7 protein-coding genes and 1 riboswitch are annotated in these 6,896 nt (G+C 72.2%); of the genes, 4 read left to right on the top strand and 3 right to left on the bottom strand.

The window, feature by feature from the left end:
- The first annotated feature begins 120 nt into the window (after window positions 1-120).
- Both ACZ4WZ_RS33775 and ACZ4WZ_RS33770 read left to right on the top strand, forming a co-directional pair.
- A complete protein-coding gene (locus ACZ4WZ_RS33775) occupies window positions 121-1,455 on the top strand; it encodes a transcriptional regulator (protein WP_467896927.1) in 1,335 nt (444 codons plus the stop codon).
- Window positions 1,456-1,470: 15 nt separating this feature from the next.
- Complete coding sequence (locus tag ACZ4WZ_RS33770; RefSeq protein WP_467896925.1) at window positions 1,471-2,064, top strand: NUDIX domain-containing protein; 594 nt, start codon at window positions 1,471-1,473, stop codon at window positions 2,062-2,064.
- Window positions 2,065-2,661: 597 nt separating this feature from the next.
- Here the strand turns inward: ACZ4WZ_RS33770 and ACZ4WZ_RS33765 are convergent.
- The 3 genes from ACZ4WZ_RS33765 to thiO all read right to left on the bottom strand — a co-directional run bounded on the left by ACZ4WZ_RS33765 (window position 2,662) and on the right by thiO (window position 4,840).
- A complete protein-coding gene (locus tag ACZ4WZ_RS33765; RefSeq protein ID WP_467896923.1) occupies window positions 2,662-3,456 on the bottom strand; it encodes a thiazole synthase in 795 nt (264 codons plus the stop codon).
- A gap of 5 nt (window positions 3,457-3,461) precedes the next feature.
- A complete protein-coding gene (gene thiS / locus ACZ4WZ_RS33760; protein WP_401252701.1) occupies window positions 3,462-3,662 on the bottom strand; it encodes a sulfur carrier protein ThiS in 201 nt (66 codons plus the stop codon).
- Window positions 3,659-4,840 (bottom strand): glycine oxidase ThiO, encoded by a 1,182-nt coding sequence (thiO, locus tag ACZ4WZ_RS33755; protein WP_467896920.1) that lies wholly within the window; start codon window positions 4,838-4,840, stop codon window positions 3,659-3,661. The genes thiS and thiO overlap by 4 nt, the downstream gene beginning before the upstream one ends.
- Window positions 4,838-4,950, bottom strand: a riboswitch (TPP riboswitch). Its footprint overlaps the gene before it by 3 nt.
- 114 nt (window positions 4,951-5,064) lie before the next feature.
- On the opposite strand from thiO, the gene ACZ4WZ_RS33750 reads away from it, so the two are divergent.
- Window positions 5,065-6,285 (top strand): NAD(P)/FAD-dependent oxidoreductase, encoded by a 1,221-nt coding sequence (locus tag ACZ4WZ_RS33750; protein ID WP_467896918.1) that lies wholly within the window; start codon window positions 5,065-5,067, stop codon window positions 6,283-6,285.
- Between the two features lie 112 nt (window positions 6,286-6,397).
- Entirely contained in the window at window positions 6,398-6,763 is a 366-nt protein-coding gene (locus tag ACZ4WZ_RS33745) for an Rv2175c family DNA-binding protein (protein ID WP_267035306.1), read from the top strand.
- The last annotated feature ends 133 nt before the right edge of the window (window positions 6,764-6,896 follow it).

Genomic DNA, 6,896 nt, shown 5'->3' with positions numbered 1-6,896 from the left:
ATCTCCCCCCCCCCCCCCCCCCCCCCCCCCTCCCCCTCCCCCCCCTTTTCCCCCCCCCCCCCCCCCCCCCCCCCCCCCCCCGCTACCGATACGCTCGAATCCTCAGCGATTTGGGGCCACATGGACGCAAACACACTGCTCGACGCGCTCCTGGACGAAGCGGGGATGAGCCGTAACGGGTTAGCCGCACGCATCAACCTGGCCGCGCGAGCTCAAGGCATGTCCTTCTGCTACGACCATTCCTCGGTGATTCGTTGGCTCAAAGGCCAGCGCCCACGAGGCATCACACCCGAGCTGATCAGCTCGATCCTCACCGAGCGCCTCGGTCGCCGGATTTCGCTCGCGGACATCGGCATGGGGAGCAGCTCGACGGCCCCGATGGGTATGCCGCTCACCGGATTCATCGACCGATCGGCCGCGTTATGGCGGGGGGACCAGCAGCAGCGCCCAGAAGTCCTGGAGGCCGAGGTGATCACAGGCCTGCCTGCGGTTGGCCCTGTATGGGAGTGGGAAAACCCACCGGACGACCCAGATCTCTCCCGGCGAGGGAGCATCCAAGTCGGGCCGGAAGATGTCGCCGGACTCCGCGCTGCACGTAGGCACTACGAGCAGATGTACCGCAAGGCCGGTGGTGTTGCCACCCGCGCCCGAGTGGTCACCTACTTGACGGAGGAGACCGCGCCATTGCTGCGCGGGGCGTATACGGATGCCATCGGTCGAGAGCTCCACAGGGCTGTGGGTGGGATCGTGGCCGTGGCTGGTATCTGCGCCTACGACTCCGACGTACAGGGGCTTGCCCAGAGGTACTTCCACCAAGCTCTGAGGCTGGCGAAGGCCTCTGGAGACAGGGCATTCGGCGGGTATGTGATAGCGCTCCTCGTCAACCAAGCGCTGTACATGCGTGAACACCGCCAAGCGGTCGCCTTCGCCGAGGCGGGCCTGCGGGCTGCGGGCAATGCCATTTCTCACGCCCTGGCCTGCGATCTCCACGCCATGCAAGCCAAGGCATATTCCCGCCTAGGTGACCATCGGCAGGCACACCGGAGCATGGGATTGGCCGAAGCGGAGGCGGGACTCATCCGCCGCGACGAGGAACCCGCCGAGACCAGCTACGTCCAAGCAGGACTCCTGGAAGCCAACCTCGCAGACGCGCTGATGCGGCTCGGCGACATGGTGCCCGCCCAGGCCTACGCAGCCGAAGCCGTCGCGGTCCAGACCCACGAACGTGGCCGCGTCCACCGGTTGGCGACGCTCTCCGATTGCCAGGTACGCGGCGGCAATCCCGAACTCGCCGCAGACACAGCAATGACCATGATCGACGTCATGGAGGGGATGGAGTCCCGACGGCTACGGGAACGGCTCATGAAAGTCCGTACGTCCATGTCCACGATGGGCAGCAGAGTGACTGCCGAAGTCGTCGAACGGATCGACGAGACACTGCGTATCCCGTTCTGATCGAATCATGCTGGGATGGGCAGCACCCCGACGAGAGGCAAGAGCGTGTCAGTCTGGCAGACCCACGGCGAGCGCACCGTGTACGAGAACCGCTGGATCCGGGTGAACATGGCCGACGTTGAGCTGCCCGACGGCCGCCACCTCGATCACACCGTGATCAGGCTCCGCCCGGTCGCGATGGCCGCCGTCGTCAATGAAAGTGACGAGGTCCTGCTCCTGTGGCGTCATCGCTTCATCACCGGAGCGTGGGGATGGGAGCTACCTTCCGGCGGAATCGGTGAGGGAGAAGACGGGGCCGCAGCCGCAGCGCGTGAACTCGAAGAGGAAACAGGCTGGAGGCCAGGACCGATGAAGCTTCTCATGGCCATCGACCCCATGCCTGGAATTTCCACCTCACACCACCGCGTGTACTGGTCAGACCAGGCAGAACACATCGGGCCACCCCAGGACGACTTCGAATCCGCACGACGAGAATGGGTTCCCCTCGCACGCGTACCAGACCTGGTGGCGCACGGGGAGATCCGCAACGGAAGCACGATCTCCGCGCTTCTGATGCTGCACCACCTCCGGCAGGCAGGCTCACCAGCCCCCACACCAGTCACTGAGTGAAGGACCGTCACCACGAGCGGGTAGACGGCCGAGGTACCGGCTCCGGACAGGTGGGTACCAGCTCCAGACGGTGGCCGGACGCCGAGGGGCGAGGAGCGCGTAGCGATCTGTCGCGCTTGGGTGGACCGCCGGGGGCTGGTCGGCATGTGGTGCAGGTAGCCGGGCTCTGGCAGGGAATCGCGGACATGGGACCCGGATGCCCGGCGGGCCGGTGCCCGGCCGGCCGTCTCATCGCTGAGGGACCCGCCCCTCCCGTTCCTGCCCCGTGACCGTTCTTTTGGGGGGTTCCCGGCAGTCCTTGTCTTTCCGGGGCGGGCTGGTCGGTCAAGGGTCGCCGAAGGCGATCGCGAAGCGACGCGAGCGCAGCGAGCGCCCTTGAGGGACCGGCACGACACGGAAGGACGATGGGACTGACGGGAACCCCCCAAACCGGCCCTGACGCTGCCCGAGGGGATACCGATCCCCACCCCACCGGCCCGCAGACAAGGGGGCGGGTGGGCAGTCACCGCCCGGCCCCCACCCCTCGAGGGGGAAATGGCCGGCCCGCGCCGCAAGCCGCGTACGCCGGCCCGCGCCGCAAGCCCCGCCCCGTACCCCTCAGAACGCCGGGCGTTCCGGGTCCAGTGCCGCGCGGCCCTCCACCGGGGACGAGGCCTCGGCGAAGCGGCGTTGGGGGATGCGGCCCGCGCGGTGGGCCAGGCGGCCCGCCGAGACGGCGTCGCGCATCGCCGCCGCCATCAGGACCGGCTGCTGCGCACGCGTCACCGCCGAGGCGAGCATCACCCCCGCGCAGCCCAGCTCCATCGCCAGGGCCGCGTCGGAGGCGGTTCCCGCGCCCGCGTCGAGGATCACCGGGACCCCGGCGCGCTCGACGATCAGCTCGAAGTTGTGCGGGTTGCGGATGCCCATGCCCGAGCCGATGGGGGAGCCCAGCGGCATGATCGCCGCGCAGCCCGCGTCCTCCAGCTTCCGCGCGAGGACCGGGTCGTCGTTGGTGTACGGGAGGACCGTGAAGCCCTCGTCGACCAGGACCTCGGCGGCGTCCAGCAGCTCGACGCCGTCGGGCAGCAGGGTGCGCTCGTCCGCGACGACCTCCAGCTTGATCCAGTCCGTGCCCAGCGCCTCCCGCGCCAGCCGGGCCGTGAGCACGGCCTCGCCGGCCGTGAAGCAGCCCGCCGTGTTGGGCAGGACGGCGATGCCCAGCCGGTTCAGCACGGAGAGCACCGAGCCCTGCACGGTGGGGTCGAGGCGCCGCATGGCCACCGTGGTCAGCTCGGTGCCGGAGGCGACCAGGGCGCGTTCCAGGACGTCCAGGCTCGGGGCCCCGCCCGTGCCCATGATCAGCCGGGAGGAGAAGGTCCGGCCGCCCAGGGTGAAGACGTCGTCGGCCATGGTGGTCAGCCTCCCTGGACCGCGGTGAGGATTTCGATCCGGTCGCCCTCGTCGACCGGCGTCGCCCGCCACTGCCCGCGCGGGACGACGGTCTCGTTGAGCGCGGCGGCGACGCCCGAGGGTGCGGTGGTGAGGGTGGCGACCACCGCGTCGAGGGTGGTGCCGGCCGCGACCTCGCGCGGCTCGCCGTTGACGGAGATGGTCATACGAGGGACTCCTGACGCGTGGAGGAGAAGCGGCGCGGGCTGAAGGGGCGGGCGATCTCCGGCACGGAGCCGGTGGACAGCAGTTCCTCCATCACGTCGCCGGTCAGCGGGGTCAGCAGTACCCCGTTCCGGTAGTGCCCGGTGGCCAGGTGCAGGCCGGGCAGGTCGGTCGGGCCGAGCAGCGGCGCGTTGTCGGGGGAGCCGGGGCGCAGCCCCGCCCGGGTCTCGACCAGCGGGAGCTCGGTGATGCCGGGCACCAGCTCGTGTGCGTCGCGCAGCAGCTCGTACACCCCGCCAGCGGTCACCGTGGTGTCCCAGCCGAGTTCCTCACTGGTGGCCCCGACGACGAGTTCGCCGTTCTCGCGCGGCACCAGGTAGACGTGGCTGCCGCGTACGACGGCCCGTACCGTCCGGGACAGGAACGGGGCGTACGCGGGCGGTACGGCCAGCCGCAGCACCTGCCCCTTCACCGGCCGTACGGGCGGGCGCGCCCCGTCCGGTACGCCGGCCAGCCGGCCGCTGAGCGAGCCCGCGGCGAGCACCACCTGGCCGGCGCGCAGCTCCGTACCGTCGTCGAGCAGTGCTCCGGCGGCCCGGTCGGCGGTGACGAGCAGCCGTTCCGCGCGGGCCCGGTGGATGGCGACGCCGGCCCGCTCGCAGGCGGCCAGCAGGGCGGCGGCGAGCCGGCGGGGGTCGACCTGGTGGTCCCCGTCGACGCGCAGCCCGCCGCGTACGCCGGGGGCGAGCATCGGTTCCAGGCGGCGGCACTCGCGGCCGGTGAGCCACTCCGACTCCAGGCCGCAGCGGCGCTGGAGGGCGTGCAGTTCCCGCAGGTGGAGGCGGTCGTCGGCGTCGAGGGCGACGGCGAGGGTGCCGCAGGCCCGGTAGCCGAGGTCCATGCCGCCGCTGGCTTCGGTGAGCTCGGCGGCGAACTGCGGGTAGCGGGCGGCGGAGGCGAGGTTGAGGCCGAGCAGGGTCTCCTCGCCGTAGTGCAGCTCGGTGACGGCGGCCAGCATGCCGGCGGCGACCCGGGCGGCGCCGCCGCCGGGGTCCGGGTCGGCCAGTGCGGTGCGCAGCCCGCGCCGGGCCGCCCGCCAGGCCGTGACCAGGCCGATGATGCCGCCCCCGATGACGAGGACGTCGGATCCCCTGGCGGATCCCTTCCGAGATGAGTGCATGGGCGTCCAGCCCCTCCCTTCGCCGGCATGACCCGGATCAGGTTCGTACGGTCGGAGGCCGGCCAGCCTCCCTCTCAGCCCGGTGCGCCCGGACTCCCGCGATAGGTACGGTGGCCAGACTAAACCCCGCGGCCGGAGCCGGGTAAGGCTGCCTCCCCGGCGTCCGCCCGCCGGTCCCCCTCCCCCTGTTCCTGATGGGCCGTCAGTTCACTAGGCTGGGCCGCGTGAGTGAGCAGACGGAACAGACGAACCCCGGCGTCGTGATCGTGGGTGCCGGAATGGCCGGCGTGCAGACCGCCGTGGCCCTGCGCGAACAGGGCTACGAGGGCCCCGTGACCCTGCTGGGCGCCGAACCCCACCAGCCCTACGACCGCCCCCCGCTCTCCAAGGCGGTGCTCCTCGGCAAGGCCGAGGACTCCGCGTTCGAGGTCGACTTCGAGGACCTGCGCATCGGCCTGCGCCTCGGCACCGAGGTCACCGGGCTGCGGGCGGAGGCCCGCGAGGTCGACACCGAGGCCGGCCCGGTCCCGTACGGGGTCCTCGTGCTGGCCTGCGGCGCCCGCCCGCTGACCCTGCCCGGCACCGAGGGCGTCCCCGGCGTCCACCTGCTGCGCACCCTCGACGACGCCGCCCGGCTGCGCCCGGTGCTGGCCGCGGCCCCCGCGACCGTGGTGGTCGGGGCGGGCTGGATCGGCGCCGAGTTCGCCACCGCGGCCCGCGAGGCCGGCTGCGCCGTCACGGTGGTCGAGGCCGCCGACCGGGTGCTGGCGGGAGCCCTGCCCGCCGAGGTCGCCGAGCCGATGGGCCGCTGGTACGCCGAGGCCGGTGCCACCCTGATCACCGGCGCGAAGGTCGCGGGGATCGAGGAGGGCCGGGTCCTGCTGGCCGACGGCCGTGAGCTGCCCGCCGGGGCGGTGGTCGTCGGCATCGGCGCCCGGCCCGCCACCGACTGGCTCGCCGGCACCGGGATCGAGCTCGGCCCCGACGGATCCGTCACCGCGGACGCGCACCTGCGCACCTCCGTCCCCGGCGTGTACGCGGTCGGCGACTGCTCCTCCTTCCCGTCGGCCCGCTACGGGCGGCGGCTGCTGGTCCACCACTGGGACAACGCCCTCCAGGGCCCCCGGGCCGTCGCGGCGAACATCCTCGCCGCGGAGCCCGTCCAGGCCTACGATCCCGTGCCGTACTTCTGGTCCGAGCAGTTCGGCCGCTTCGTCCAGTACGCCGGACACCACGGCGACGCAGACACCCTGCTGTGGCGCGGCGACCCGGCCGGCCCCGCCTGGTCGGTGTGCTGGCTGCGCGGGGGCGCGCTGGTGGCCGTCCTGGCCGTGGGCCGCCCCCGGGACCTGGCGCAGGGCCGCAAGCTGATCGAGACCGCCGCGCCCGTGGACCCGTCCAAGGTCGCGGACCCGGCCGTTCCGCTGAAATCGGCCCTGGTCTGACGGCTCCCGGGCCGTGCCGGGCCGCCCGCCGGGCCCCGATCCGGCGGCCGCCCGGCCCCGGACGGACGGGGCCAGGTACCGGCGGCCCGTCCGAAGTGGCAGGCTTGTCCCCGTGACCGAGATTGACGCAAAGATCGATGCCCTTGTCCCCTCCTGGCTGTACCTCCCCGACATCGCGGAGATGCTCGACATCGAGGTGACCCGGGTCCGCCAGATGGTCAAGGAAGGGCAGCTGATCGCCGTACGCCGGGGCGAGAACCGCGCCCTGCAGGTTCCGGCGCAGTTCATCGACGGCGACAAGGTCGTCAAGGGCCTCGTCGGGCTGCTGACCGTACTGCGTGACGACCGCTTCTCCGACGAGGAGATGCTGGAGTGGCTCTTCACCGAGGATCCGACCCTGCCGGGCACCCCCGTGCAGGCGCTGCGCGAGAATCGCGGCACGGAGGTCAAGCGCCGCGCCCAGGCGCTCGCCCTCTGACCGGCTGATCCACCGGTGTGGGGGGGGGGGGGGGGGGGGGGGGCCCCCCCCCCCCCCCAGGGGAGCACACCCGCACAAACTCCCCCCCCCCCGCCTCCCCCTTCCCCCCCCCCGCCCAACAACAAAGGGGGCA

This window comes from Streptomyces sp. NPDC029122, from assembly GCF_055569445.1.
This window is presented reverse-complemented; position numbering and strand designations above follow the sequence as displayed.